Origin of the sequence: Zwartia hollandica, assembly GCF_019923725.1 — a bacterium.
Taxonomy (GTDB): Bacteria; Pseudomonadota; Gammaproteobacteria; order Burkholderiales; family Burkholderiaceae_B; genus Zwartia; species Zwartia hollandica.
This window is the reverse complement of the sequence record NZ_JAHXRI010000010.1, coordinates 346340-372688: the sequence shown is the minus strand read 5'-3', so window position 1 is coordinate 372688 and position 26349 is coordinate 346340. Positions and strand designations below refer to the sequence as shown.

At 54.3% G+C, this 26349-nt stretch carries 26 protein-coding genes; 12 read left to right on the top strand and 14 right to left on the bottom strand.

Features of this window, described 5'->3' with window-relative positions; translation table 11 throughout:
* The first annotated feature begins 56 nt into the window (after positions 1-56).
* The 3 genes from smc to ligA are packed head-to-tail and all read left to right on the top strand — an operon-like array spanning position 57 to position 6725.
* Positions 57-3587, top strand: a complete 3531-nt coding sequence (gene smc / locus KZZ10_RS12485; RefSeq protein ID WP_259661857.1) for a chromosome segregation protein SMC — start codon at positions 57-59, stop codon at positions 3585-3587.
* A 21-nt stretch (positions 3588-3608) separates the two neighbouring features.
* The gene (locus KZZ10_RS12480) at positions 3609-4670 is read left to right on the top strand and encodes a cell division protein ZipA C-terminal FtsZ-binding domain-containing protein (protein WP_259661856.1); all 1062 of its coding nucleotides are present in this window, start codon (positions 3609-3611) and stop codon (positions 4668-4670) included.
* 12 nt (positions 4671-4682) lie between these two features.
* Positions 4683-6725 (top strand): NAD-dependent DNA ligase LigA, encoded by a 2043-nt coding sequence (ligA, locus tag KZZ10_RS12475; RefSeq protein WP_259661855.1) that lies wholly within the window; start codon positions 4683-4685, stop codon positions 6723-6725.
* A 54-nt stretch (positions 6726-6779) separates the two neighbouring features.
* Here ligA and KZZ10_RS12470 read toward each other — a convergent pair whose 3' ends face one another.
* Genes KZZ10_RS12470 through msrB form a run of 4 tightly spaced genes read right to left on the bottom strand, consistent with a single transcriptional unit; the run spans position 6780 to position 8804 of the window.
* On the bottom strand, positions 6780-7553 hold the full coding sequence (locus KZZ10_RS12470; protein ID WP_259661854.1) for a peptidylprolyl isomerase: 774 nt from the start codon (positions 7551-7553) through the stop codon (positions 6780-6782).
* On the bottom strand, positions 7550-7825 hold the full coding sequence (locus tag KZZ10_RS12465) for a BolA family protein (RefSeq protein WP_259661853.1): 276 nt from the start codon (positions 7823-7825) through the stop codon (positions 7550-7552). Before KZZ10_RS12465 ends, KZZ10_RS12470 begins: the two co-directional genes overlap by 4 nt.
* Entirely contained in the window at positions 7822-8409 is a 588-nt protein-coding gene (locus tag KZZ10_RS12460) for a septation protein A (protein WP_259661852.1), read from the bottom strand. Before KZZ10_RS12460 ends, KZZ10_RS12465 begins: the two co-directional genes overlap by 4 nt.
* The gene (gene msrB, locus KZZ10_RS12455) at positions 8406-8804 is read right to left on the bottom strand and encodes a peptide-methionine (R)-S-oxide reductase MsrB (RefSeq protein WP_259661851.1); all 399 of its coding nucleotides are present in this window, start codon (positions 8802-8804) and stop codon (positions 8406-8408) included. Before msrB ends, KZZ10_RS12460 begins: the two co-directional genes overlap by 4 nt.
* Before the next feature lie 53 nt (positions 8805-8857).
* Between msrB and KZZ10_RS12450 the strand changes: the two genes are divergently transcribed.
* The 3 genes from KZZ10_RS12450 to KZZ10_RS12440 are packed head-to-tail and all read left to right on the top strand — an operon-like array spanning position 8858 to position 10697.
* Positions 8858-9535: an energy-coupling factor ABC transporter ATP-binding protein gene (locus KZZ10_RS12450; protein WP_259661850.1), complete on the top strand. Its 678-nt coding sequence runs from the start codon at positions 8858-8860 to the stop codon at positions 9533-9535.
* Positions 9535-10125, top strand: a complete 591-nt coding sequence (locus tag KZZ10_RS12445) for an energy-coupling factor transporter transmembrane component T family protein (RefSeq protein WP_259661849.1) — start codon at positions 9535-9537, stop codon at positions 10123-10125. Before KZZ10_RS12450 ends, KZZ10_RS12445 begins: the two co-directional genes overlap by 1 nt.
* Before the next feature lie 53 nt (positions 10126-10178).
* On the top strand, positions 10179-10697 hold the full coding sequence (locus tag KZZ10_RS12440; protein ID WP_259661848.1) for a biotin transporter BioY: 519 nt from the start codon (positions 10179-10181) through the stop codon (positions 10695-10697).
* Here the strand turns inward: KZZ10_RS12440 and KZZ10_RS12435 are convergent.
* From KZZ10_RS12435 to fdxA, 10 genes are all read right to left on the bottom strand, one after another.
* Positions 10689-11672 (bottom strand): branched-chain amino acid ABC transporter permease, encoded by a 984-nt coding sequence (locus KZZ10_RS12435; RefSeq protein WP_259661847.1) that lies wholly within the window; start codon positions 11670-11672, stop codon positions 10689-10691. The two genes, KZZ10_RS12440 and KZZ10_RS12435, sit on opposite strands and share 9 nt — an antisense overlap.
* On the bottom strand, positions 11669-12556 hold the full coding sequence (locus KZZ10_RS12430; protein ID WP_259661846.1) for a branched-chain amino acid ABC transporter permease: 888 nt from the start codon (positions 12554-12556) through the stop codon (positions 11669-11671). Before KZZ10_RS12430 ends, KZZ10_RS12435 begins: the two co-directional genes overlap by 4 nt.
* A 77-nt stretch (positions 12557-12633) precedes the next feature.
* The gene (locus KZZ10_RS12425) at positions 12634-13845 is read right to left on the bottom strand and encodes an ABC transporter substrate-binding protein (protein ID WP_259661845.1); all 1212 of its coding nucleotides are present in this window, start codon (positions 13843-13845) and stop codon (positions 12634-12636) included.
* 37 nt (positions 13846-13882) lie between these two features.
* Positions 13883-14593, bottom strand: coding sequence for an ABC transporter ATP-binding protein (locus KZZ10_RS12420; RefSeq protein WP_259661844.1), 711 nt, complete (start codon positions 14591-14593; stop codon positions 13883-13885).
* Positions 14590-15363: an ABC transporter ATP-binding protein gene (locus tag KZZ10_RS12415; protein ID WP_259661843.1), complete on the bottom strand. Its 774-nt coding sequence runs from the start codon at positions 15361-15363 to the stop codon at positions 14590-14592. Before KZZ10_RS12415 ends, KZZ10_RS12420 begins: the two co-directional genes overlap by 4 nt.
* Positions 15364-15452: 89 nt before the next feature.
* The gene (gene nth / locus KZZ10_RS12410) at positions 15453-16088 is read right to left on the bottom strand and encodes an endonuclease III (RefSeq protein WP_259661842.1); all 636 of its coding nucleotides are present in this window, start codon (positions 16086-16088) and stop codon (positions 15453-15455) included.
* Entirely contained in the window at positions 16085-16669 is a 585-nt protein-coding gene (rsxB, locus tag KZZ10_RS12405; protein ID WP_259661841.1) for an electron transport complex subunit RsxB, read from the bottom strand. The genes nth and rsxB overlap by 4 nt, the downstream gene beginning before the upstream one ends.
* 7 nt (positions 16670-16676) lie before the next feature.
* Positions 16677-17903: a polyhydroxyalkanoate depolymerase gene (locus KZZ10_RS12400; protein WP_259661840.1), complete on the bottom strand. Its 1227-nt coding sequence runs from the start codon at positions 17901-17903 to the stop codon at positions 16677-16679.
* 198 nt (positions 17904-18101) lie between these two features.
* A complete protein-coding gene (locus KZZ10_RS12395) occupies positions 18102-18932 on the bottom strand; it encodes a ferredoxin--NADP reductase (RefSeq protein WP_259662210.1) in 831 nt (276 codons plus the stop codon).
* Positions 18919-19242: a ferredoxin FdxA gene (gene fdxA, locus KZZ10_RS12390; RefSeq protein ID WP_259661839.1), complete on the bottom strand. Its 324-nt coding sequence runs from the start codon at positions 19240-19242 to the stop codon at positions 18919-18921. Before fdxA ends, KZZ10_RS12395 begins: the two co-directional genes overlap by 14 nt.
* Positions 19243-19407: 165 nt before the next feature.
* On the opposite strand from fdxA, the gene pncB reads away from it, so the two are divergent.
* From pncB to accD, 6 genes are all read left to right on the top strand, one after another.
* Entirely contained in the window at positions 19408-20583 is a 1176-nt protein-coding gene (pncB, locus tag KZZ10_RS12385) for a nicotinate phosphoribosyltransferase (protein WP_259661838.1), read from the top strand.
* Between the two features lie 18 nt (positions 20584-20601).
* A complete protein-coding gene (locus tag KZZ10_RS12380; protein WP_259661837.1) occupies positions 20602-20952 on the top strand; it encodes a RidA family protein in 351 nt (116 codons plus the stop codon).
* A gap of 8 nt (positions 20953-20960) precedes the next feature.
* The gene (locus tag KZZ10_RS12375) at positions 20961-23186 is read left to right on the top strand and encodes a RelA/SpoT family protein (RefSeq protein WP_259661836.1); all 2226 of its coding nucleotides are present in this window, start codon (positions 20961-20963) and stop codon (positions 23184-23186) included.
* A gap of 156 nt (positions 23187-23342) precedes the next feature.
* A complete protein-coding gene (trpB, locus tag KZZ10_RS12370; RefSeq protein ID WP_259661835.1) occupies positions 23343-24542 on the top strand; it encodes a tryptophan synthase subunit beta in 1200 nt (399 codons plus the stop codon).
* Positions 24543-24569: 27 nt separating this feature from the next.
* Positions 24570-25457 carry a tryptophan synthase subunit alpha gene (gene trpA / locus KZZ10_RS12365; RefSeq protein WP_259661834.1) on the top strand — a complete coding sequence of 296 codons (888 nt, stop codon included), beginning with the start codon at positions 24570-24572 and terminating at the stop codon, positions 25455-25457.
* Positions 25454-26335: an acetyl-CoA carboxylase, carboxyltransferase subunit beta gene (accD, locus tag KZZ10_RS12360; RefSeq protein WP_259661833.1), complete on the top strand. Its 882-nt coding sequence runs from the start codon at positions 25454-25456 to the stop codon at positions 26333-26335. Before trpA ends, accD begins: the two co-directional genes overlap by 4 nt.
* Positions 26336-26349 lie beyond the last annotated feature (14 nt).

Genomic DNA, 26349 nt, shown 5'->3' with positions numbered 1-26349 from the left:
ATCCGCTCGAGCTCGGTTATGATCTCAGTGATTCCATCCCAAACTGTGCCCTTATTGTGCGTCTTACCCAGATCAAACTTGCCGGATTTAAGTCTTTCGTCGATCCGACCGTCATCCCAACCCCAAGCCAGCTAGTCGGGGTCGTCGGGCCAAACGGCTGTGGTAAATCCAACATTATTGATGCCGTGCGCTGGGTGATGGGCGAAAGTCGTGCCTCTGAATTGCGCGGCGAATCGATGCAGGATGTCATTTTCAGCGGCTCCGGCGAGCGTAAACCTTCGGCGCGAGCGTCTGTAGAGCTGGTGTTCGATAACTCGGATGGCCGCGCTTCGGGGCAATGGGCCACTTACGCCGAGATCGCTGTGCGTCGCGTCTTAACCCGCGATGGCACCAGCAGCTATTTCATCAACAACCAGTTGGTTCGTCGTCGTGATGTGCACGACATCTTCCTTGGAACGGGCCTTGGCTCTCGGGGTTACGCCATTATTGGTCAGGGCATGATTAACCGCCTGATCGAAGCAAAGCCCGAAGAGCTGCGCGTTTATTTGGAAGAAGCCGCAGGAGTATCCCGGTATAAAGAGCGACGCCGCGAAACGGAAAACCGCTTGTCCGATACGCGTGAAAACTTAGTGCGCGTGGAAGATATTCTGCGCGAACTGACTTCGCAGCTTGAAAAGCTTGAATCGCAAGCCGAGGTGGCGCGCGAATACCGCACGTTGCAGTCGGAAGGTGAAAGCAAACAGAATGCGTTGTGGTTCCTGAAAGAGGCCGCAGCGCATCAAGAGCGTGATCGAACGCAGCAAGATATTGAGCGCGCACACACAGAGCTTGAGGCCTCCATGGCCGGCTTGCGTGCTAGCGAGGCTGCGCTTGAGTCACGGCGCCAAGCGCATTATGCGGCAGGAGACGCCGTGCATGCCGCTCAAGGGCAACTGTATGAAGCGAATGCCAAGGTGAGCAGTCTCGAGGCCGAGATTCGTCACGTTGTCGAGTCGCGTAATCGAGTGCTGACCCGACGCGCACAGTTACAAACACAATTGGCCGAATGGGCGACTCAGCAAGAGCATTGCCAAGAACAAATACAGGAAGGCGAAGACGAGCTCATGACGAGCGCAGCACGTGCGGAAGAAGCGCGTGAACTTGCGCAGGCGGCGCAAGAGGGCTTGCCCGATATCGAGGCGCGTGTGCGTCAAGCTGCGCTTGAGCGTGAAGAGTTACGTGCAACCTTGGCTCGGGTAGAACAAAGTCTTGCGTTAGTTGCGCAGACTCAGCGTGATTCAGATCGTCAGTTACAGGCGCTTGAATTGCGGCGCGAACGTTTAGCGCTTGAGCTCAAAGGCGTTGAAACACCAGATTTAGCTGCGCTCGAACAGTTGACGGGCGACAAAGTCGCTGCGGAAGAGCTGCTTGAAGAGTCTCAGGGTGCGCTCACCGAACTTGAAGATAAGCTGCCAGAGGCAGATGCACGTCGCGCCCAGGCCCAGCAACAGGCGCAGGTTGAGGCCGAGACCCTTGCTCGGCTCGATGCGCGCTTATCTGCGCTTGTGCGTTTGCAAGAGGATGTACAAAAGAAGGGCGCGCTTGAGCCCTGGCTTGCGAAACACGAGCTCAGTCAATTGGGCCGCTTGTGGCAAAAACTGCATGTAGAGCCCGGTTGGGAGACTGCGCTTGAAGCGGTGTTGAATGAGCGTATGACTGGCCTAGAAGTGCGCAACCTCGATTGGGCTCGAGCGTTCGCTGCCGATGCCCCACCTGCGCGTCTTGCGTTTTACCAATTACCCGTTGCAGCGCCTGCTGTGGCGGCTCCAGCGGGGCATGAGCCGTTAACAACAGTATTGCGTATCACCGATCCTGAGCTTCGTACCTTGTTGCAGAGCTGGCTTGGGAATGTCTACATCGCAAAAGATGTGGCACAAGCCATCGCTGCGAGAACGACTTTGCCTGCAGGCGCGATGCTAGTGGTGCAAGGCGGTCATCTGGTCGATGCGCACAGCGTGCGGTTTTACGCAGCTGACTCCGAGCAGGCTGGTTTGTTGGCTCGGCAGCAAGAGATTGAGAACCTGCAGCGCGAGATCAAAGCGCATCAGTTCATTGCTGACCAGTCGCGTTCGGCCGTTGCGCAAGCCGAGTCTGCCTGGCAGCAGGTTTCGCAAGCGTTGCCACCTGCGCGCCAACGTGTCGCAGAAATCACGCGTCGGTTGCACGACCTGCAGTTAGAGTACACACGCCTGCAGCAACAAGTAGAGCAAACGCGCGAGCGTTCAGGTCGACTCGAACAAGACATCGCTGAAGTGACTTCACAGCAAGAAGAACTCACCGCAGCAAAACTTGAGGCTGAAACACGTTTTGAAGAGCTTGATGGCGAGATTGGCGTTCAGCAAGAAGCCTATTCTGAGGCCGAAATGGCGGGCGAGGCTTTGTCTGAAGAGGCTGAAACAGCGCGCAACCGCTTACGCGATCAAGAGCGTGGCGCACAAGAGGCGGAGTTCAATGAGCGCGGCGTGCGTGCACGTATTGCTGAGTTACAACGTAACTTGCAGTTAGCGATTGAGCAGTCGGTGCGTGCGCAACAAGAATTAGCTGGGCAGGAAGATGAACTTGCGACGCTTGATGCGGCGGCAGCAGAAGCGGGCTTGCAAGAGGCACTAGAGATACGCGCCGAGCGCGAAGAGTCCTTGGGGCGCGCTCGCATTGAGATGGATACGTTGGCCGCACAGCTGCGTGAAGCCGATGAAGAGCGGCTCACAATGGAGCGCTCGCTCGAGCCACGTCGCGAACGGATTATGCAGTTGCAGTTACAAGAGCAGGCGGCACGCCTGGCTGCGGAGCAGTTTGCCGAGCAACTCAATGAGCGACAAGTGGATCGCGCAGCGGTGCAGGCGTCCCTTGTTGATCAGCCCGAAGAGTGGCAACGCCCCGCTTGGCTGCAGTCTGAAGTCCAACGTATTACGAAGAAGATTGAATCGTTGGGTTCAGTGAACCTCGCGGCCTTGGACGAACTGACTGAGTCTCGTGAGCGCAAAGGCTACCTCGATGCGCAGTATCTCGACTTGCAGACTGCGATTGAGACCCTAGAGGACGCTATCCGCAAGATCGACCGTGAGACGCGCGACTTGTTGCAGTCCACGTTCAATGATGTCAATACGCATTTCGGCGAGCTTTTCCCCAAATTGTTTGGTGGCGGGGAAGCACGTCTTATCATGACGGGCGACGAAATCCTCGATGCGGGCGTACAAGTGATGGCCCAGCCCCCCGGAAAGCGCAACACGTCGATCCACCTCTTGTCCGGTGGCGAGAAAGCACTGACCGCGACCGCACTGGTGTTCGCGTTGTTCAAGCTTAATCCGGCACCGTTCTGCTTGCTTGACGAGGTGGACGCGCCGCTGGATGACGCAAATACAGAGCGTTACGCAAATCTGGTCGGCAGCATGGCCGAGCACACGCAATTTTTGTTTATTTCCCACAATAAGATCGCCATGCAGATGGCTCGGCAACTGATTGGCGTTACGATGCAAGAACGAGGTGTGTCACGCATTGTGGCTGTTGATATTGAATCTGCTTTGCAGCTTGCCGCTGAAGCTGCGTAATACTGATACTAGAGGCAACACATGAGTGAGTTGCAAATCTATCTGATAGTGATTGGTCTGGTCGTAATTTTATTGGTGCTAGGCTTTAACTGGTTCCAAGACCGGCGTGTGCGTCAACGGATGCAGGCGCAGATGCCTGTGATTGAACAAGACCCGCTGCTTACCGAATCTGGGGCGATCGGTGATGCCCGCCGCGAGCCAGGTTTAGGCGGGTTCAGTGCAGGTGGGATCAATGTGTCGGAGCGTATTAGTGCCTCAGAGCATCCTGATGGGTTGCTCGATGCGCAAGAGCCTGATCCCTCGACAGAGATCGTCATTGAAATCGCTTTTCAAGGGCCGATGCTAGGCGAAGACCTCTTGCCACTCGTGCACCCGTTGCGTACAGCCGGCCGTAAAGCCGTGCGTATTTTTGCGCAAGACACAGAAGGGCAGCTACACCCCGCCATTGACGCCGGTGTCTCGTATGACGCCGTGCATCTGGCGGTATTGTTAGCCAATCGCAGTGGCGCGTTGTCTGCGATTGAGTGGTCGCAGATTTGGAATCGCGCACAAAGCCTAGCCGAGCAGTTAGAGTGCTCGATTGAAGGCCCTGATCAGCAGAAAGTCCTAGATTTAGCTTCCCGGCTAGACGATATGTGCGCTGGGCTCGATACACAAGTAGGTCTGACCTTGTTGATGGGCGCAAACCATCCCGTGTCTGATGTGACGAACGCTGCGGAAAATATGGGTTTTGTGCCAGCAAACGGACAGCTAGTCTGGTTGGGCGAGTACGGTCTCGTGTGTTTTAGTCTGGCGCGCTCGGATGCTGAGTCTTTTGACGCGGGCATGGCGGGTGTAGATCGGCTGAGCCTGTTGCTCGATGTCCCTTGCAGTCCAGCTGACACCCGCGCCTTCGGGAAGATGGTCGACGTAGGCTTTGAACTAGCACGTCGCGTTGGTGCTGAACTCGTTGATGATCAGGGTCGTCCTGTGCAACAAGGCTCAGATGCGGTCATTGATGAACGTCTCAAGACTCTGTACCAGCAACTTGAACAAGCCGGCCTTGCGGCGGGTAGCCCCCGGGCACGCCGGGTGTTTGCCTGAGGACGTCAGCGGGTGAGTGAGCCTTCGGTCGTAGAGCGCCTAAAGTGGTTGTGCGCAGAAATCGAACGCCATAATCATGCTTACTATGTGCTTGATGACCCGACGGTCAGCGACGCACAATACGATCAGCTGATGCGTGAGTTGCAAGCGCTTGAGGCAAAGCACCCTGAACTCTTAACGACTTCCTCGCCTACACAGCGTGTGGGTGCAGCGCCCTTGACCTCATTTACGAGTGTCACGCACCGCGTGCCGATGTTGTCCTTGGGCAATGCGTTTGAGGCGCAAGAGGTCTTTGCCTTTGATAAGCGCGTAACTGAAACACTGCGCGCAGCGGGCAAGCTTTCCCCAGGTGCTGTGGTCGATTATTTTTGTGAATTAAAACTTGACGGTCTCGCGATTAGCTTGCGCTACGAACGAGGTTTGTTAGTGCAGGCGGCAACGCGCGGTGATGGCCAAACAGGCGAAGATGTTACAACCAATATCCGAACGATTAAAGCAGTCCCCTTGCGGTTGACGGGTGATCTCCAGGTGATTCCTGAGGTGCTCGAGGTTAGGGGTGAAGTGTTTATGAATCTTGCGGATTTTGATCGGCTCAACGAGGCGCAGCGTGCGCGCGACGAGAAAGTGTTTGTGAACCCCCGCAATGCGGCAGCGGGTAGTCTGCGGCAGCTAGATTCACGCATCACGGCGCAACGCCCTTTGCGTTTTTTTGCGTATGGTTGGGGTGAGGTCGGTGACCTTCGCTTTGCGCGTCACAGTGAAATGCTGGACTGGTTAGCAAGCTTAGGTTTGCCCGTCAACGTGTCGCAGCATGTTGTGGCGCGCGGCCCCGAAGACTTGTTAGCCTATTACGAGCAGGTGGGAGCGCGTCGCTCGCGCCTTCCCTATGACATTGATGGAGTGGTCTACAAGGTCGATGATCTGGCCGCTCAAAGGGTGCTGGGTTTTGTTGCCCGTGCGCCCCGTTTTGCCATCGCGCATAAGTTCCCCGCGCAAGAGGCCACGACAACCCTTTTAGATATTGAAGTGCAGGTGGGCCGCACGGGTGCGATTACGCCTGTTGCTCGTCTAGCGCCCGTCTTTGTGGGCGGGGTGACAGTGACGAATGCCACGCTGCATAACGAAGACGAGATTCGCCGCAAAGATGTACGGATCGGCGATACGGTGATTGTGCGACGCGCTGGAGACGTGATTCCTGAGGTCGTTGGGCCCGTGCTTGAGCAGCGGCCCATTTTTGCGACGCAATTTGTCATGGCAACCGCTTGTCCTGTCTGTGGTTCGGCCATTGAGCGTGTCGAGGATGAGGCGATTGCACGGTGTACGGGCGGACTCTTTTGTGCCGCGCAACGCAAGCAAAGCATTATTCATGCGGCGGGTCGTAAAGCGCTGGACATTGAAGGTTTGGGTGAGAAGTTGGTTGAACAGTTAGTCGATCGTGCGCGCGTACACTCCCTTGCTGACTTGTTTGGTTTGCAGGCTGATGAGCTCGCTGAGTACGATCGGATGGGACGAAAATCGGCCGAGAATTTAATTGAGGCGATCCAGAAGGCTAAAAAACCTGTGCTTGGCCGCCTGATTTTTGCACTAGGGATACGGCATGTTGGGGAGACCACCGCGCGAGACCTCGCTTTGCATCTGGGCTCAATAGATAAGCTCATGCTTGCAACAGAGGAGGACTTACTTGCCGTGCCGGATGTTGGACCTGTAGTGGCGGGCTCTATCGCACGTTTTTTTGCTGAGGCACATAATCAAGAGGTCGTCCGCGCGTTGCAGGCGCAAGGGATAGAGCCGCAGGTTCAAGAGGCTGCCCGCAGCTCTGGCCTTTCCGGCAAGACCTTTGTGCTGACCGGCACGTTGCCGACGTGGTCTCGAGAAGAGGCCTCCGAGCAGATTATCGCAGCGGGTGGCAAAGTCAGTGGTTCGGTTTCGCGCAAGACCTCGTATGTTGTGGCCGGCACTGAGGCTGGCAGTAAGCTCGAGAAAGCGCAAGAGCTTGGTGTCGCGGTTCTAGACGAGGTCGCGTTACGCGCCTTGTTAAAAGAAAACGCCGCCTGATTTTTCGTCAGACGGCGTTCTGCGTACGCCCTTTTTGGGGGCGCTATTCCGTGATTACTGGACTTTAGCTTTGCTACGCAAGTCGGCCTGATAGGCGGCTAAGGTTTGCTCGCGCATCATCTGCTCGAGCTCTTTGCGTACTTGCTCAAGTGGAGGAAACTCGACGGGGCGCTTGTCCAACACTTCGATCACGTGCCAGCCAAACTGCGACTGAACAGGTTTTTCTGAGAGCTGACCTTTTGGCGTTGCAGCGACGGCCTTGGCAAAAGGCTCGACATAGTTTGAGTCTGACGCCCAGCCTAGGTTTCCACCCTTCTCGGCGCTGCCAGTATCTTTCGATGACTTGGCGAGATCTTCAAATTTAGCCGACTTGGCTTTTAGCTTGGCCTGCATGTCATTGGCAGTCTTCTCGTCTTCGACCAGAATATGACGGACTTCATACTCGAACTTGCCGTCTTCCGCTTTTTTCAACTTGTCGTATTCTGCTTGAATCTTGGCATCAGTGATGGGGTTCTTTTTCAAGTAGTCTGCCATCAGCGCACGTACCAAAATGCCTTGACGCGCGAGCTCGAGCTCGACAGTGATCGTGGGATCTTTGACTAAGCCCGCTGCTTCAGCCGCTTGCACCATCACCTGACGGTTGATGAGTTCTTCTTTGACTTGCTCGCGCAGCTGGGGTGAGTCTGATGCGCCTTGTGTGGCGAGCAGTTTGACGAATTCGTCCACGTTGGCTTTGGTGATGGGCTTGCCATTCACGGTAGCGACGTTTTGAGCATAAACAGGTGCTGCCAAGGCTAGAGCGGCAGCAAACATAACGAGACGTTTCATGTATTTCCTTTGGAGGGCGCCCGAGTCGATAACGCCAGGGCGTGAATCGGGTGGGGGATTAAATCGCGCACGAGATCATACACTAGCCGATGTTGCGCAACCATCGGCTTGTTGTCAAAGCATTGGGCCACGATAGTAGCGCTGAAATGGCTAGCCCCCCCCTTGTTGCCGGCGTGACCGGCATGCAGATGGGAGTCGTCCTGAATATCCAACTCAAGCGCATTTAAGGCGCTGAGTCGTTCACGCAGCAGGGTGAGATGGGGATTTGTCATATTTTTGGGTCATTCGCAGCTGCGGACTTGTTGGGGCTGTCTTCAGTCGGTTGTTCGAGGTGCTTGCCCAACCAGACCGATTGCCCGATGACAAACACAATGAGCAAGGCCATCAGGCCAAAAACCTTGAAATTTACCCACTGTTCCTCAGTAAACCAGCCAGAAAAGGCGACAAAAAGGTTCAAGCCGCCTGCGGCGATGAAAAAGAGCGCCCAAGCCATGTTCAAGCGTGTCCAGGCAATATCGGGCATGGCGATTTTTTCGCCCAGCAGTTTTTGCATCAGATTGCGCCCGGTCAGCCACTTACTGCCAAGTAACACCCCGCCAAACAGCCAGTACAAAGCGGTTGGCTTCCATTTGATGAAAGCTTCGTTCTGAAGCCAGAGGGTTGCGCCACCAAAAACCACAATAATAGAAAGGTTAACCCAGTGCATGGTTTCAACGGGGTGACCACGCAGCTTGATCCAGAGAATTTGTAGGAGGGCGGCAGCTATGGCGACGCCGGTGGCGACGTAGATCCCTGCAAATTTGTACGCCGCAAAAAATAGAATAAGCGGGAACAGGTCAAAAAGGAATTTTTTCATGGCTTGATCGCCTCAAAAGTTAGCGAGAGCGAGTTAATGCAGTAACGCAAACCTGTTGGCGGCGGTCCGTCGGGGAAGACGTGGCCTAAATGACTGTCGCACACATTGCACATGACTTCAGTGCGGATCATGCCATGCGACATATCGGTCTCTTCTTTGACGTTTGCGGGGTCTAGTGGCTCGAAATAGCTGGGCCAGCCGCAACCCGCGTCGAACTTGGTGTCAGAGGCAAACAAGGCAGTGCCACAGCCCACGCAGCGATAAATCCCGTAGGCAGTGTGGTCCCAGAACTCACCGGTAAAGGGGCGTTCAGTGCCTTTTTGGCGCGCGACGTAGAACTGTTCCGAGGAAAGCAGTGCTTTCCATTCGGCCTCGGATTTCGTGATTTTTTTCATACTTGGTTTTGGAGTGCAGATTCTTAAAAAAGTTCTCGGGCATAATCAGCCCTATGTTAATCGAGTTTAAAAATGTCTCGGTCGAGCGCGATGGTCTTTCCGTATTGCGCCGCGTTCATTTGAGCCTAACACAGCGTCGGATAGGCGTTCTTGGGCCTAATGGGTCGGGGAAAAGTACGTTTATTCGGTTGTTGAATGGGTTGCTCCTGCCCCAAGAGGGACAAGTTTTGGTTCAAGGCTTGGATACGCGAAAAGAGGTCTCCCGTATCCGTAGCAAAATCGGGTTTGTATTTCAGAACCCAGATAATCAAATCGTATTTCCCGTGGTCTCGGAAGATATTGATTTTGGTTTAAAGCGGCGCGAAGCAAACCCCGAGGTGCGTGCTGACTTGGCTCGGCAAGCACTTGAGCAGGTTGGCGTACCCCATCTCGCCGAGCGGCTGGTGCATACGCTTTCTGGCGGCGAAAGACAGCTCGTCGCGTTAGCGGCTGTTTTGGCAATGCAACCAGAGATTCTTGTCTTTGATGAGCCGACGACTCAGCTTGATCTCCGTTTGCGCAATCGTTTTGAAAAACTCTTGCAAGGGTTGCCACAGCCAGCCATTGTAGTGAGCCATGACCTTGAGCTGTTGCGTGGGATGGAACGTGTCCTTGTTCTGCGAGATGGGCTAGTGGTATTGGACGCTCAGCCCAACGAAGCGATCGCTTGGTACCTGGAACACTGTGCCTGATGGGTTCCTTATTTTTACCCGGAAATAGTTGGCTACACCGCTTGCCCGGTGGGCTCAAGCTCGGCTTGTTGGCCGTGCTGGGCGGTGCCCTCATGTGGGTGCACGACTGGCGCTTATTGATGCTGGTGCTTGCGATTGTATCGGCCTTACTTTGGCAGACGGGGTTATCGGTCGTAATGCTTTGGTCGCGTGTGCGAGGTTTATTCTGGTTGCTTCTGGCACTCATGTTCTACACCTTGGTGGTGCAGTCCGCTGAGCATGCAATTGCGCTGGGCTTACGTGTGACGACCCTCATGTTGGCTGCACTGGTTGTCTCTGTCAGCACCTCGATTTCACAGCTGATGGCTGTTGTGCTCTGGCTGTTGCGGCCACTCGAACGTTTAGGCTGGGTAGATACGCAGCGGGTTGCACTCGCCTTTGGCCTGACGCTGCGTTTGATCCCCGAGTTATCCTTACAATGGCACGACATACGCGAAGCTCAGGCCGCGCGGGGCTTGTCAGCGAATCCTCTGACCATGGCTGTGCCCATGCTATTGAGAACTATTCGACGCGCCCAGGAAATTGCCGAGGCGATCGATGCGCGAGGCTAACGTGTCGCGAGCTCGTCTAGAGTAGTAAACACGCTTTTTCAAAAGAGATGTCCGTGAAGACTAAAGATATTGCATTGGTGGCTCTGTTTACGGCGATGGTGGTGGTTTTGGGTCTCATCCCGCCTATGCCTGTGCCGTGGGTGCCTGTACCCATCACCTTGCAAACATTCGGCGTCATGCTTGCAGGACTGATTCTCGGACCATATCGAGCAGGTTTGGTCGTAGCGCTCTATGTGTTGATTGCTTTGGTAGGTTTGCCGGTTTTACCAGGGGGACGTGCAGGGCTTGCGGTGTTGGCCGGGCCGACGGGCGGGTTCCTGCTGGGCATGATTCCAGGCGCTATCGTTGTCGGCCTCGCAGCTGGGGCAAGCACACTGCGTTGTTTGCTGGCCGCGCTCTTGGGCGGCGTCGCAGTCGTTTATGCCCTTGGCATTCCTTGGTTGATGGTTGTCACTGGCATGACCTTCAGCAAGGCGGCGCTAGCAGTCGTTGTGTTTCTGCCGGGCGACACGATTAAAGCGGTGATCGCTTCAATCGTCGCTCAACGGATCAGGCGTTTAAATCTAATTTGATGCGGCCTTACGCTTATCCCACCAAGCACTGAGCTCGCCGACCAAACCGCGTCTGAAAGCCAGCACGCAGATCACGAAGATCAAGCCAATCACAATGGTGACGGATTCACCCAAGCGTTGAAACCATTCAATACCAGTCCATTTTGTAAGCATTGCACCAAAGTCACCGACCTTGTTTTCAAGCAAGACGACAATGAACGCGCCAATGACGGGGCCCACAAGTGTGCCCAACCCACCAATCAGGGTCATCAGAATCACCAGGCCTGACATCTGCCAAGTGGCGTCTGATAGCGTCGCCGAGACAAAGATCAGCATCTTGGTCGAGCCCGCCAAACCCGCCAACATAGCTGACAAGACAAAGGCGAGCAATTTGAAGCGGTCAACGTCGTAGCCGAGCGAAATTGCGCGCGGTTCGTTTTCGCGGATGGCTTTGAGTACTTGGCCAAAAGGTGAATGCACCGTGCGCCAAATAATGAAGTAACCCAGAACAAAAATACCCATCACCACGTAGTACAGGTTCAAATCGCTTTTCAGATCGATTAGTCCGAACAATGTTCCGCGTGGCACGCCCTGCAGTCCATCTTCACCGCCGGTGAATTTTGCTTGCAAGAAAAAGAAGTAGACCATCTGCGATAACGCGAGCGTAATCATTGCAAAATAAATACCGCTGCGTCGAATCGCTAAAGCGCCTATCGCTAGGCCCAGAACACCTGCAACAAGGACGCCATACAAAATGCCAAGCTCAGGAGAAAACCCCCATAGCTTCATGGCGTGCCCGGAGGCGTAGGCGGCACTACCTAAAAACGCGGCGTGACCAAATGACAGTAAGCCCGTGAAGCCCAAGAGTAAATTAAACGCACACGCAAAGAGTGCGTAGCACATGATCTTCATGGCGAAGATGGGATAAATCCCCATCAACGGGATTGCCGCTAGAAACAATAGGAAGACGATATAGCCGAGCGCTTGCCGATTCATTTTTCTTTTCCGAATAGTCCGGCAGGGCGGATCAGTAAGACAATAGCCATGATGATGAACACAACCGTGCTCGAGGCTTCAGGCCAAAACACTTTGGTTAAGCCTTCGATGATGCCTAGACCAAGTCCAGTGACGATCGCACCCAGAATCGATCCCATGCCACCGATCACCACAACGGCGAACACCACGATGATCAAGTTGGATCCCATCAGCGGAGAGACTTGCAGAATGGGGGCGGCCAGCACACCCGCAAAACCCGCCAGAGCAACCCCGAAGCCGTAGGTGAGCGTGATCATTAAAGGGACGTTTACGCCAAAGGCTTCGACCAGGCGGGGGTTTTCTGTGCCGGCCCGCAGCAACGCACCCAGGCGCGTGCGTTCAATAATGAACCAGGTGATTAGACACACCACCACAGAGGCTACTACCACCCAAGCACGATAGTTAGGCAACATCATGAAGCCTAGATTCGTCGCACCACGCAAGGCTTCTGGTGTCGAGTACGGTTGACCCGAGACGCCATAGAAGCTGCGAAAGAGACCCTCGATCAGCAAGGTGATACCGAAGGTGAGCAGCAAGCCGTACAAATGATCAAGCTTGTAGAGATGCTTGAGCAGGAATTTTTCAATCAGAATGCCGAACAGGCCAACGATGATCGGTGCCAAAATCAACATCAACCAGTAGTTGATGCCAAAGTAAGACAGCCCCATCCAGGCCAAAAACGCACCCAACATATACAGCGCACCGTGCGCGAAGTTGATGACATTAAGTAAGCCAAAAATGACCGCTAAGCCTAGCGACAAAATGGCATAAAAAGAGCCGTTAACTAGGCCAAGCAACAGCTGGCCTAAAAAGGCTTGCAACGGGATACCAAAGATCATGATCATGTTCTATCTGCTTCGCATCGACTGCATGAACAGAGAACGCCTTCACACACGCTGGGTGAGCGAAGGCGTTTTTCTGATTACTTCTTGACCAGCTTGCAGGTCGACTCAGAGAGTTTGGTGAACACTTCTTCACCTGGTAATACGGCGATTTGCTTGTAGTAGTCCCAAGGATATTTCGATTCGCTTGGCTTTTTGACTTCCATCAAGAACATATCGTGAACCATGCGACCGTCTTCACGGACATAGCCGTTCTTAGCGAACATGTCGTTGACTTTGTTGGACTTCATCCATTTCATGACGGTATCGCCATCATCACTACCTGTTTCTTTTACTGCCTTCAGGTAGAAAGATACAGCGGAGTAGTCACCGGCTTGAATCATCGAAGGCTTGCGCTTGACGCGTGCTTCGAATTTTTTCGACCAGGCGCGAGTCTCTTCGTTCTGATCCCAGTACCAGCCGTCGGTAAACTGCATGCCTTGCGTGACGTTCAGACCAAGCGAGTGAATGTCGTTAATAAAAATCAGTAGGCCAGCCATTTTCATGGTTTTGCCAATACCGAATTCGTTTGCAGCTTTGATCGAGTTGATCGTGTCGCCACCAGCGTTCGCTAAGCCCAGAATTTGTGCTTTGGAGCTTTGTGCTTGCAACAAGAAAGACGAGAAGTCTGACGAGTTAAGCGGTGCGCGCACTTGACCAACTACTTGGCCACCTGCTGCTTTAACAACGTTAGCGGTGTCGCGCTCAAGGGCATGGCCAAAGGCGTAGTCAGCGGTCAGGAAGTACCAAGTTTTGCCGCCAGCTTTCACAACGGCTGAGCCCGTGCCCCGCGCCAACGCAACGGTGTCATAGGCCCAATGCACGGTGTAAGGGGTGCACTGTGAGCCCGTGAGGTCTGACGCGGCTGCGCCAATAGCGAAGAAGGGCTTTTTGCGCTCTGCTGCGATGCCAGCTAGGGCAAGGTTCACGCCAGAGTTCGTGCCGCCAATCAGCATGTCAATTTTTTGCTGATCAAACCATTCGCGGGCACGTGCTGCGGCCACATCAGCCTTGTTTTGGTGATCGGCGAAAACCAGTTCAATTTTCTTGCCGTCGATTTGACCACCTGCGTCGGCGATCGCCATACGAGCGGCTTCGACGCCGCCAGCGCCGTCGATGTCGGAGTAAACGCTGGCCATGTCGGTGATGAAGCCGATGCGGATAACGTTGTCAGAAACGTTAGCTAAAGCAGGTTGTGCCAAGAGACCGGCGCTAGCCAGCATCATTGACGCGCTAAGGGTACGAAGTTTCATAGGGAATAGCTCCAGAAAGTTGCTACAAAAATAGTAATTAAACCCCAAGCAATTCGTTGAGGACGGACTGCTTTTCCTTGAGCTCGGTGGCCGCGAAGTGTTCGACGATCTGGCCATGCTCCATCACATAAAACCGGTCTGCCAGCGGGGCGGCAAACCGGAAATTCTGTTCAACCATAATAATGGTGTAACCCTTGGATTTTAGCGTCTTAATCATGCGACCTAAGGCTTGTACGATCACTGGGGCAAGGCCCTCTGAGATTTCGTCTAATAACAGTAAGTTGGCACCCGTTCTTAGGATTCGCGCCACGGCGAGCATCTGCTGTTCGCCGCCTGACAGACGCGTACCTGGCGAATGACGTCGTTCGAGCAGGTTAGGGAACATCTCGTAGATTTCGGAGAGTGACATCCCACCACCCAAGGCGCCGACAGGCGGTGGAAGCAGTAAGTTTTCTTCACACGAGAGGCTTGCAAAAATACCCCGTTCTTCTGGGCAGTAGCCAATACCTAGATGCGCGATCTTGTAGGTGGGCATATCGATCGCTTCGGTACCATGGATGCGTACCGAACCTGTCCGCGACCCGGTGAGCCCAAGAATGGCACGCAGCGTTGTAGTGCGACCCGCCCCATTACGACCGAGTAGCGTAATCACTTCACCTTTCTGTACCGTGAAGTTCACGCCATGCAGAATATGGGACTCACCATACCAGGCGTTAAGTCCGGAAATTTCGAGTGCGGGCGCGCTCATGCGTGAGCTCCTTCGAGTTCGCCTTCTGTGGTGCCCATGTAGGCTTCCATGACGGCAGGATCTCTTGAGACATGCGAATAGGGTCCCTCCGCCAACACGGCACCGCGTGCCAAGACTGTAATGGTGTCGGCAATTGAGGAGACTACGTTCATGTTGTGCTCGACCATGAGGATCGTACGACCAACGCTCACGCGCTTGATGAGTTGTGTAACCCGATCGACGTCTTCGTGACCCATGCCTTGTGTGGGCTCATCAAGCAACATGAGCTCTGGTTCCATGGCGAGTGTGGTGGCGATTTCCAGGGCGCGCTTACGTCCATAAGGCAAGCTGCTGGTTATTTCATTGGCGAAGTTACCGAGGTCGACTTGCTCCAGGATCGCCTGGGCGCGATCGTTCAGTTGGTTAAGACGTTTTTCGCTTTGCCAGAAATGGAAGGAAAGCCCGGTTTCGCGCTGCAAACCAATGCGAACGTTTTCAAGCACCGTTAAGTGTGGAAATACAGCTGAAATTTGAAAAGAGCGGATAATGCCGCGTCTTGCAATTTGTGCGGGACGCTCTTTCGTGATGTCGACCCCATTAAAGGCGATCGTGCCTCGCGTGGGCGTCAAAAATTTGGTGAGCAGGTTAAAGCATGTTGTTTTGCCTGCGCCATTTGGCCCAATTAATGCGTGAATCTGCCCGCGCTGCACGCGCAAGGAAATATCGTTGACGGCAACGAAACCGCGGAATTCTTTTGTGAGATGTTTGGTCTCGAGAATGATGTCGTTCATTCGCTTGTGTATCTGAGATGGTTTTAAATCTGCACAGAATTATCCCTCGGATACGACTAAAACCTCAATGCGGGTTTGTCATAGGCGGTTTAACCCTTGGTCTTTTTGGAATACTCGCACAAGTCGGAAATGCCGCACTGCGGACATTTTGGCGTGCGGGCAACACAGACGTAACGACCATGCAGAATCAGCCAGTGGTGGGCGTCCACTTTGAATTCGGCGGGGATGAATTTCTCGAGTCCGCGCTCCACGGTTAGAACATCTTTACCAGGAGCGATTTTGGTGCGATTCGATACCCGAAAGATGTGTGTGTCTACTGCAATGGTCGGCTCTCCGAACGCTGTGTTTAGGACGACATTCGCCGTTTTGCGACCCACTCCGGGCAGCGCCTCAAGGGCATCTCTGGTGCGGGGCACCTTGCCACTGTGTTGCTCAAGCAGTAATGCGCAGGTCGCGATCACATTTTTGGCTTTCGTTTTATAGAGCCCGATCGTTTGAATAAAGGGCATCAGTCCTTCCACGCCAAGCGCCAGGATTGTCTTAGGAGTTCCATGGCGCGGGAAAAGTTTCCGAGTGGCAATATTGACGGACTTGTCGGTTGCTTGTGCGGACAGCATGACAGCGATCAACAGTTGGAAGTCCGTTTTGTATTCGAGCTCAGTCGTAGGTGCCGGGTTTGCCGCACGCAGCCTTGAAAAAATCGCGTGTCGTTTGGTTGGGTTCATCGCGCGCTCGCGGCAGCGCGGCGCGCGCGTGCTTTGGCAAGGGCTTGCGCGACAGCGTCATCAATCTGCCGAGCTGTTTCCTGTTTTTGAGGCACCTGCATCGGCCTCGCCAGCCGTGCGTTGCGCGCCTCAAAGCGTTGGCGGGAAGCTTGTGCGTCTTGTGCTGTCCAGGCGCGTGAGGGAGAGACGGGGACCATGTCAATGCAGTCTACGGGGCAGGGTGCGACGCACAAGTCGCAGCCGGTACAACTCCGCGCCAGGACCGTGTGCATGAGTTTTGACGCACCCACAATGGCATCTACAGGACAAGCTTGTATGCAAAGCGTGCAGCCGATACAAAATTGCTCATCGATGACTGCGACTTGCAAAGGCAGGTGTTGCCCACAGATTTCGTCAAGAGGTAGTGTGTCGGTGTTTAAAAGGGCGGCGAGCGCCGCAATGCCTTGCTCACCACCTGGAGGGCAGCGATTAATGGGGGCTTGGCCCGCCGCGATGGCTTGGGCATAGGGCGCACAACCTGCGTAACCGCATTTTGTGCACTGCGTCTGCGGCAGCAGGTCGTTGATACGTTCAGCGAGCATGGCGCACTTAAGCGCTGCGCACGAACTCGGCAATTTTCGGGCAGATCGTTGTGCGCCAACGACGGCCTGAAAAAATCCCGTAGTGTCCGCAGTCTGGGGCTGTGTAATGTTGCTTGCGCTTGGCTGGGATACCGGAGCATAAGTCTTGCGCGGCACGTGTCTGCCCTTCGCCAGAGATATCGTCGAGTTCGCCTTCAATTGTGAACAACGCTACCGATTTAATGTCGGAAGGCTTAACGAGCTGGCCATCGATAACCCAGGTGCCGTTGGGCAGATCGAAGTCCTGAAACACCGTGCGAATGGTCTCTAGATAAAAATCTGCCGACATATCAAGCACAGCGTTGTATTCGTTGTAAAAGCGCCGATGTGCCTCTGCATCGTCCTCGTCACCGCGAAGCAAATCAAGATAAAAATCGTAGTGTGCTTTGGCATGGCGATCTGGATTCATTGACAGAAAGCCAGCGTGTTGTAGGAAGCCTGGGTACACAAGACGACCTGCTCCTGGGTATTGCGCGGGCACCGCGTGAATCAGTTTTTCTTCGAACCATTCAAACGGCTTTGTTGTGGCCAGACGGTTGACTTGTGTGGGTGAGCAACGTGGGTCGATCGGACCGCCCATCATCACCATGCTGCGAGGCAGGAAAGGGCTTTTGTTTGACGCCATGAGCGAAACGGCGGCTAGTGCAGGAACCGTCGGCTGGCAGACGGACATCAGATGTACATCTGGCCCAAGGTGCTCGAGGAACTGTTGAACGTAGTGAACGTAGTCGTTGAGTCCAAATTTTCCGTCAGCTAACGGAACCATGCGTGCATCGATCCAGTCGGACACATAGACTTCATGATTCGGGAGCAAGGCGCGTACGGTGTCGCGCAAGAGGGTGGCATGGTGTCCTGACATTGGTGCCAGCACCAGCAGTTTTGGATCCGTCTTGCGCTGTTTGTCAGATACATCACGCTTGAAATGAATCAAGTTGCAGAACGGCAGGCTCATCTCGGTGTCGATCGTGACACCGACATGTTTGCCGTTGACTTCTGTGGTGGTTAAACCCCAGGTCGGTTTTTCGTATTTTTTCCCAATCCGGTGGATAAGTTCATAGCCTGCCGCCATTTGGCGAGCCATCGGCGTGTATGCGAAGGGGCTTGCGGGATGCGAGAATAGTTTGGAGCCTAACTCAGTGAAGTGCGCCAGGGGCGACATGATGGCACGGTGCATTTCATGAAGTTGATAAAGCATGTGCGATTCCAAAAGTTTTCAGGAAGTCCCAATTATGACGCCTTATTGACACGAGACGATCGATCTAGGGGCTGCAATTGCTGTTGTGCAGCAAAATGTAGCAGAAGCACCACGACTTTGCGCCTGGAAACACAGGATATGGGGGCTAACACCTAGTATTGGACTACCTATGGTGCTTCCCTTAGTGTTGCCGAAGGCTTACCAGTAGTTTTCTACTGCAAGGTTGCCCGCAACCCCCCGGCGACCGGCGGCAAACCCGCGCTCTGCCAGAAGTGCGCGCATTTCGGTGACCATAGCGGGGTTGCCGCAGAGCATGATCCTTGCGCGTTCGGCTTGCAGGGGAATGCCTGTACGTTGTTCGAGCTCACCGCTTGTTAGCAAGGTCGTGAGTCGGTTTGCGGACAAAAGGTCTGGACTAATCGCCGGCGAGAGCGAAGGGGTTAATGGCTCTTGGCTTGTCACGGGCAGATAAATCATTTTCGCTTGGTTATTGCCAAGGGCCTCTGGGCTGGCGTTGTGTTGGCTTTGCAGTGCTAACAGTTCGTCGCGATAGGCGAGTTCGCCGGCGTGTCTAACGCCGTGCAGCACCACGATGCGTTTAAAGCGTTGCCATGTGCTCGCTTCACGCAGCATGGAAATGTAGGCTGATAACCCGGTGCCCGTGGAGATCAGCCAAAGGTCTTCACCGGACGCAAATTGCTCGAGCGTTAGAAAGCCAAACACCGTTTTATTGACCCAGAGTGTGTCTCCGGGGGCAAGCGCGGCGAGTTTTGGGCTGAACTTACCGTCGGGTACCACCACCGAGAAAAACTCGAGCACGTCCTCTGTCGGGTGCGACACCATGGAATAAGCGCGCCACTCGTTGGGTGTCAGGGGGTCAGCTGCGTCAATCGGCAGACCTAGCCGTGCGAACTGTCCGGGCACGAACTGAAAGTCGGGGGCGCGCGTGACCTTCAGTGAAAAAAGTTTATCGCTGAGCCAGACGGTCTTGGATAAGACCGTCTGTGGTGTGTATTTAGCGCTCAAGATGCTGCAGTTTGTCCGGTTTGCCGTTCCAGTCGTCCGCGTCAGGTAGTGGTTTTTTAGAGCGGCTGATGCTGTCGAATTTTGGAGATAGTTCTGCGTTCAACGCGATGAACTTCATTTGGTCTTGGGGTACATCCTCTTCAGCAAAAATAGCGTTTGCTGGACATTCTGGAATGCACACAGCACAGTCAATACATTCGTCTGGGTCAATGACCAGGAAGTTAGGGCCCTCGCGGAAACAGTCGACGGGGCAGACGTCTACGCAATCCGTAAATTTGCACTTGATACAGTTTTCAGTCACGACGTGAGTCATGGGTTCCACCAGAAGGGAGGTTGGGAAAGCGATCGGGCGGGCACTATTTTTGAGCCAGTGAATCGAATGAGTTGCTAGTTTAACCAATCTTAAGAGCAAGGCTCGGGATATCCCTGATAACGAAAGTGCCTGTGCTAAGGTTTTGAAAATACTTAAGGCCAAGCCATGATCATTAAGTCTCTGCTCGACACCGATCTTTATAAGTTCACCATGATGCAAGTCGTGTTGCATCATTTTCCAGCCGCGCAGGTTGAGTATCGTTATAAGTGCCGCAACACGGGTGTGGATCTGAGGCCATATCTCGATGAGATTCGCGCCGAAATCCATGACCTTTGCCAGCTGCGCTTTTCAGAGGCAGAGCTCGCTTATTTGGGCGGTTTGCGCTTCATCAAGAGCGATTTCATCGATTTCCTGGGTTTATTTCACTTACCCGAAAAGTGCATCACTGTATCCATGGGCGAAGAACCCGGTGAAATTGCGATTTCGGTGAAGGGCTCCTGGCTACACACGATTTTGTTCGAGATCCCTGTCTTGGCGATCGTCAACGAGGTGTACTTTCGGAGAACCTGCCAGACACCGAACTGGGAAGAGGGCCGTCTGCGCTTACAAAACAAGATGAAACTTGTGCTCGAAGCCAATGATTTAAGTGAGTTCCGTGTTGCTGAATACGGAACGCGGCGTAGGTTTTCGCAAACTTGGCACGAGGAAGTCGTGACAACCATGAAGGCTCAAATGGGGGGCCACTTTGCCGGGACGAGCAATGTTTGGCTGGCGATGCGTCATGGCGTGCTTCCGCTTGGCACCATGGCGCACGAGTATTTGCAAGCGTGTCAGGCCCTCGGGCCCCGGTTGCGTGACTCGCAGGTGTACGCTTTCGAAGTTTGGGCGAAGGAGTATCGAGGCGATTTAGGCATCGCGCTCTCCGATGTTTACGGCATGAGCGCTTTCTTGCGGGACTTTGATATGTACTTTTGCAAATTGTTTGATGGGGCGCGTCACGACTCTGGCGATCCCTTTGAGTGGGGTGAGCGCATGATTGCGCACTATGAGAGCAATCGTGTGGATCCGCGCGCCAAGACCCTGATTTTTTCGGATGCGTTAACATTTCCACTTGCGATCGAGTTGACCCGCCGCTTTGCCGGGCGCTGCAAAACAGCGTTCGGTATCGGGACCAATCTCACCAACGACTTAGGATACGAACCCTTGCAAGTCGTGATGAAAATGATCCGATGCAATGGACAGCCGGTCGCCAAAGTGTCTGATGCGCCTGAAAAAACCATGTGCGATGACAAGGCCTACCTAACGTATCTACGTCAGGTGTTTGAGTTGCCACCCGCCTGATTAACCAAAGGAATCACTATGAGCAAGATTACCCGAGTAAACGTCGGCAAACGACTTTCTGATATGGCCGTTCACAACGGCGTTGCCTACTTGGCAGGGCAGGTTGCCGACGATACGACCCAAGACATCACAGGTCAAACGAACCAGATTCTGGCTGTGATTGACAAGCTGCTTGCGACCGCTGGCTCAGATAAGACCAAAATTTTGATGGCTCAGATTTTTGTGGCGAACATGAAAGAGTTCGACGGCATGAACAAAGCCTGGGATGCTTGGGTGGCCGATGGCAACGCACCGCCGCGCGCTACAATTGAAGCGCGTTTGGCAAGCGCTGACTACAAGGTTGAAATCGTGGTGACCGCCGCGATTTAAATGTTATTTTGCCTACGCAACTCACTGGCGCTGCGCTCGAGTCCCTGGTCGCGGGTTTAATACCAGACGATCAGGAGCAAGTGCGTCAGACTGCTCGGTGGGCGTGCGTACAGTTAGCGACGCTGCGCAATGCAGCGGGTGAGTCTCACCTAGAGCACGCCTTAGGCTCGGCTCAAATTTTGTCGGATATGCAGGCTGACGCGGCCACGCGTTGCGCCGCGTTGCTGGTCGGAGTTCCTGACGAATTTTTTGCTAAGGTTCCTCGCGAGCCTAGTGCTCAGCCCTCCGCGAGTCCCTTGTCCCCCGAGATTGCGCGGTTGGTGCAGGGCACGCGCGCCTTATTACGGCTAGGGTCGATTGCGAAGGGAGCCAGCGACGCCGCGGTAGATCCGACAGCGCAAAAAGAAATGTTGCGCAAGATGTTGTTGGCAATGGCCGCTGATCTGCGCATCGTTTTGATTCGACTTGCCTCTCGATTGCAGACATTGCGCTGGCATGCTGCGAGCAAAGTGGCGTGCGATCCGCTACTAGCGACTGAGACGCTTGATCTGTATACACCGCTAGCAAATCGCCTGGGGATTTGGCAGATTAAGTGGGAAATGGAGGACCTTGCTTTTCGCTTCACCGATCCGGTTCGCTACAAGGAGATTGCCCATCTGCTTGAAGAGAAGCGCGTGGAGCGCGAAGCTTTCATTGCACGGACGATTGAAGAGTTAACAAGCTCCTTGCGGCTGCTTGGCGTGAGCGCAGAGGTGAGTGGACGGCCCAAGCACATCTACAGCATCTACAACAAGATGCGCTTGAAGCACCTGGATTTTTCAAAGCTGTTCGATGTGCGTGCGTTGCGCATCATTGTTCAAAACGAGCGTGACTGCTACACCGCCTTGGGTTTGGTGCACGAGCGCTGGGTGCCCGTGTCTGATGAGTTTGATGATTACATCTCGCGTCCAAAGCCTAACGGCTATCGGTCATTGCACACCGTCGTCGCAGACCAGAGCGGGCGGCCGTTCGAAGTACAGATTCGCACGCAAGCGATGCATGAGTTTGCTGAGTTTGGAATGGCCGCGCATTGGCGCTATAAAGAGGCTGGTGCTAAGGGCGGGCAAGTGCCAGCCACTGCGGGTGCGCTCGAGTATGACAAGCAACTCGCGTGGATGCGACAGCTACTTGCTTGGAACACCGAGGCTACAAATCGGCCCACGGATGTCGCACCCGCGCGCATTCAGCGCCAGGACGAAGAGCGGATCTATGTTTTGTCTCCCCAAGCCCGCGTGATTGAATTACCGGCAGGAGCCACCCCCGTAGATTTCGCTTATCACTTGCATACAGACCTGGGTCATCGTTGTCGCGGTGCGCGTATCGACGGGCAAATGGTGCCACTGCAGACCCAACTGCAAACCGGACAAACGGTTGAGATTGTCACCACAAAGTCTGGTGGACCTTCGCGTGATTGGTTGAACTTGCAATTAGGATTCTTGGCGAGTCCGAGGGCGCGCGCTAAGGTTCGTGCTTGGTTCAATGCGATTGAGTTACAGCAGCGCACGGTTCAGGGGCAGGCACTTGTTGAGAAAGAGCTTCAGCGCTTGGGTAAGACGGCTGTTAATCTTGAACAGCTCGCGCAGCAGCTGGGTTTTGCGCATGCCGAAGACCTTTATGTGGCGGCAGCCAAGGAGGAATTTAGTCTTCGGCAGATTGACGCTGTGTTTCAGCCCGCCTCGCCCGAGCAAGAATTGCGGCCGGAGTCGTTGGTGTCGCATAGTGCGCGTGCCGATAGTGCTACGCAGACTGGCAAAAGCGGTGTGTTGGTCGTCGGAGTCGGCTCATTGATGACCCAATTGGCGCGTTGTTGCCGCCCTGCGCCGCCAGACCCCATCACCGGCTTTGTGACCCGTGGACGCGGTGTGTCAATTCATCGAGCAGATTGCGCAAGTTTTGCGACCTTGGCGGCACGCCAGCCTGAGCGGGTGATTGAAGTGACGTGGGGCGGAAATATTGCCGGTACGGTGTATCCGGTAGACCTTAGTGTCCAGGCGCAGGATCGCTCTGGTTTATTACGTGATCTGTCCGAGGTTTTTGCTCGTTTGAGGCTTAATGTCGTAGCCGTGCACACGCAAAGTAAGGCTTCAATGGCTTATATGGGTTTTACTGTGGAGGTGCATGACCGTGCTGAGCTGCAACGCGCCCTGTCGGCGCTCAAAGAGGTAGGCGGTGTTTTGACCGTGCATCGGCGCTAGTAGCCAAGCTAAGGCGGGCAGGGACACATCAGTTTTAAGGGATTTTGCGCGTTTTTTCCCGGTTCTCACTGCTAAAATCAAATTGAATAAGTCGCTAAACGCTGATGCTGAGCATATTGTTGTTCGCACAGGGCGCTTCGCTCCGGAGATACCGTCTTGAAACCCTACGACTTTCCCGACGCTAAAGGACATTTTGGTCCCTATGGTGGCGTCTTCGCCGCCGAGACACTGATGCAGGCAATTGAAGAGTTGCGTCTGTCTTACGACAAATATCGTAACGATCCAGATTTTCTTGCTGAGTTTGAGTACGAACTGAAGCATTTTGTGGGCCGTCCGACGCCGGTCTATCACGCACGACGTTGGTCTGAAGAGCTGGGTGGTGCACAAATCTGGTTCAAGCGAGAAGACTTGAATCACACGGGCGCGCACAAAATCAATAACAGTCTTGGTCAAGCCTTGTTGGCAAGACGCATGGGCAAAAAACGCATCATCGCTGAAACTGGCGCAGGTCAGCATGGCGTAGCAACCGCGACGGTTTGCGCGCGCTACGGCATGGAATGCGTGGTGTACATGGGCATTGATGACGTCAAACGCCAATCGCCTAACGTGTTCAGAATGAAGTTGCTCGGCGCCACCGTGGTTCCTGTCGAATCTGGTTCACGTACGCTCAAAGACGCACTCAACGAAGCGATGCGTGATTGGGTGACAAACGTTGACAACACCTTCTACATTATCGGTACGGTAGCGGGCCCCCACCCCTATCCGATGATGGTGCGTAACTTCCACTCGGTGATCGGTAAAGAATCGATCGAGCAAATGCCGTTGTACGCGGGTCGTCAGCCCGACTATGTGCTGGCATGCGTCGGTGGTGGCTCAAACGCCATGGGGATTTTCCATCCTTATATTCCTTACGAGAATACCAAGCTTGTGGGCGTTGAAGCCGCAGGAGAGGGCATCTCGACGGGCAAGCACTCGGCCTCGTTGATGCACGGCCGCGTTGGTGTACTGCATGGCAACCGCACCTATGTCTTGCAAGACGAGAACGGTCAAGTACGCGAAACACATTCGGTGTCTGCCGGGTTGGATTATCCCGGCGTTGGCCCAGAGCACGCCTGGCTCAAAGATAGTGGGCGCGCGACCTATGAAAGCGTGACTGACGATGAGGCGCTCGCGAGCTTTCATCATTGCTGCCAGATCGAGGGCATTATCCCCGCGCTTGAAACCTCACATGCGCTTGCCTACGCGGCAAAGCTTGCCCCAACTCTGCCAAAGGATAAGGTTATTTTGGTCAATCTGTCAGGACGGGGCGACAAGGACATCAACACGGTCGCGCAACGTGCGGGAATCGTGCTTTAAATAGTTTGAAAGGTTTCAATAGAAGACATGGCCACACCTACTGATCGCATTGCCGCAGCGTTTGCGCGTGCCGCCCAAGAAAAGCGCGCCGCGTTGATCCCCTATATCGCCGCAGGCAATCCTTTGCCTGCAACGACAGTGCCTTTGATGCACGCTTTGGTAAAAGCCGGTGCAGACGTGATCGAGCTTGGTATCCCCTTTTCCGATCCGATGGCCGATGGCCCAGTGATTCAACGCGCTGCGGAGCATGCCATTGCGCAAGGTATTGGGCTTAAGCATGTGTTGGCAATGGTTGCGGAATTTCGCAAACAGGATGGGGTGACCCCGATCGTTCTAATGGGATACGCCAATCCAATTGAAAACATTGGGCAACAAGCGTTTGCCGAGCAAGCTGAGCTCGCGGGCGTGGATGGTTTGTTGACGGTAGATTATCCGCCAGAAGAAATTGATGATTTTGTCAACCTGTTAGGTAAGCATCACATTGCTCCGATCTTTTTGTTGGCTCCGACTTCGACTGACGCGCGCATTCAGGCCGTCGGTAAGATTGCGCGTGGTTATGTTTATTACGTCTCACTCAATGGTGTGACAGGCGCTGGTAATTTGGATACGACGGATGTCGCAAGTCGACTCAAGGGTATTCGTAAGCATGTGTCTTTGCCTGTCGGTGTCGGCTTTGGGATTAGCGACGCGCAGAGTGCGCAGCGAATCAGTCTCGTCGCAGATGCTGTCGTGATTGGGAGCAAACTGATCGACACGATGACAAAGGCTTGCGCAGGCCTGCCGGTCGCCGAGCAATCGCAGGCGGCTATCACCGCTGGTGCGCAGTGGCTTGGGCACATTCGTCAAGCAATGAACGTAGCACGGACGACTTCACCTGCTGGGGCGTCGGCTGCTTCTATTGGGGCAAAGCAATGAGCTGGCTGGGTAAACTGCTACCACCCCGCATCAATAAGACACAAGCGCCCGAGAACACCACCAAACGCGTCCCTGAAGGGCTGTGGGTGAAGTGCCCTTCCTGCGAGTCTGTGCTTTACAACGAAGATCTAGCGGCGAATCTGCATGTTTGTCCTAAGTGTGATCATCATATGCGTTTGGGTTCGCGTGCACGCATTGAGTCGTTACTTGACATCGAGGGTCGGGTAGAGATCGGATCAAACACGCGCTCGATGGATCCGCTTAAATTTAAAGACTCGCGTAAGTATCCCGAGCGAGTTCAAGAGGCTGTGCGGCAAACCGGCGAGACTGATGCCTTGGTTGTCGTGAGCGGCGCGATTCGCAGTGTGCCTTGCGTGCTCGCGTGCTTTGAATTTGAGTTTATGGGTGGATCCATGGGCTCGGTGGTGGGTGAGCGCTTTGTGCAAGGCGTGCAAGCTGCAATCAAGCAGCGTGTGCCATTTATTTGCGTTGCAGCCTCGGGCGGCGCGCGGATGCAAGAGAGTTTGTTCTCTTTGATGCAGATGGCAAAAACTAACGCAATGCTTGTTCAGTTGGCGCAGGCCAAGCTCCCCTTCATCAGTGTGCTGACGGACCCGACCATGGGTGGCGTTTCCGCGAGCTTCGCCTTTATGGGCGATGTGGTGATTGGCGAGCCCAAGGCGTTGATTGGTTTTGCAGGGCCACGGGTCATCGAGCAGACCGTGCGTGAAAAACTGCCTGAAGGTTTTCAGCGTTCGGAGTTCTTGCAACAAAAAGGTGCCATCGATATGGTGCTAGATCGTCGCCAACTGCGTGAAGAGTTGGCGCGTTTGATGGCGATCATGACCAATCAAGCAGCAGACGTAGTCGCTGCCTAATTGAAATGCCGTTG